We start from the raw sequence: 1,299 nt of genomic DNA on the forward strand, positions 1-1,299 counted from the left end.
TGATATGATCCCCCTATAGTAGACAGAAAAAAGAAAGCATACTAATCTGTCTACTATGGGGGGATTTTTGATGGGGAAAACAAGACAGACATATGATGTTAAATTTAAGAAAAGAGCCGTAGACCTTTACTTAAAAGAGGGGATGGGTTATGAAACAGTCGCTAAGGAGCTGGATATTAATTATTCAATGGTAAGACGCTGGGTTAAACATTTTAAGGCTGAAGGGATAAAGGGGCTGGAAGAAAAACGAGGGAAAGCAAAAGGACCAGGTCAAGGCAGACCCAGGACCTCTCCGGAAGATCCTGAGGCTAAAATAAAACGACTGGAAGCTGAGAATGAAATGCTAAAAAAGCTCTTAAAAATGTGAAAGGAGGAATGACTAACCTTCCAAAAACGAAGAAATTCGAAGTCATCCTTGAAATGTCTCAAAGAAATTATCCTATTTCTTTGTTATGTCAGATAGCTGAAGTTTCTAAAAGTGGTTATTACAAGTGGTTAAAGCGACAGGAGTTTCCTACCGCAAAGCAGCTGGAGGATGAGAAAGTAAAGAAAAAAATCATGGAATGCCATAAGAAACTACGAGGAATTTACGGTTACCGACGGGTGAAGGTGTGGTTAGAAAAAATATATGGACTACACATTAACCACAAACGGATACAGCGACTTATGAGGGATTTGGAGATCAAGGCAGTCATTCGAAAGAAGAAACCCTATTACGGGAAGAAAGAAGCATACGTTGTTTCAGACAACCATCTTAATCGAAACTTTATCGCTTCTAAACCTAATGAAAAATGGGTAACGGATATTACCTATCTAATTTTTAATGGCCAGAAGCTGTATTTGTCTGCCATTTTAGACTTATACAACAATGAAATTATTGCTTATCATGTTAGTCGGAGAAATGACCTGAAACTGGTTATCGATACCCTCAAAAAGGCAAAGAAAAAACGGAATGTACAAGGAATCCTCCTGCATAGCGACCAAGGGTTTCAATATACATCCCGTCAATACAACAACCTAATTAAAAAATATCAAATGAAAGCGAGCATGTCTAGAAAGGGCAACTGCTGGGACAATGCTTGTATGGAAAACTTCTTTAGTCATTTTAAGACTGAATGTTTTTATCTATATTCATTCAAAACAGCTCAAGAGGTTAAAGACGCCTTAAAAAAATATATGAGATTCTATAATCATGGACGTTTTCAAAAGAAATTAAAGAACCTGAGCCCTTATCAATTCAGGACTCAGGCTGCATAATTGTGCTTTTTTATTACTGTCTACTTTACAGGGGTCACTTCA

At 37.3% G+C, this 1,299-nt stretch carries 2 protein-coding genes; both read left to right on the forward strand.

What is annotated here, in order from left to right:
• The first annotated feature begins 70 nt into the window (after positions 1-70).
• Complete coding sequence (locus L634_RS0128605) at positions 71-367, forward strand: transposase (protein WP_026585319.1); 297 nt, start codon at positions 71-73, stop codon at positions 365-367.
• Positions 368-375: 8 nt separating this feature from the next.
• Positions 376-1,257 carry an IS3 family transposase gene (locus L634_RS0128610; RefSeq protein WP_026585320.1) on the forward strand — a complete coding sequence of 294 codons (882 nt, stop codon included), beginning with the start codon at positions 376-378 and terminating at the stop codon, positions 1,255-1,257.
• Positions 1,258-1,299 lie beyond the last annotated feature (42 nt).

This window comes from Bacillus sp. J33, assembly GCF_000518885.1.
Lineage (GTDB): Bacteria > Bacillota > Bacilli > Bacillales > Cytobacillaceae > Cytobacillus.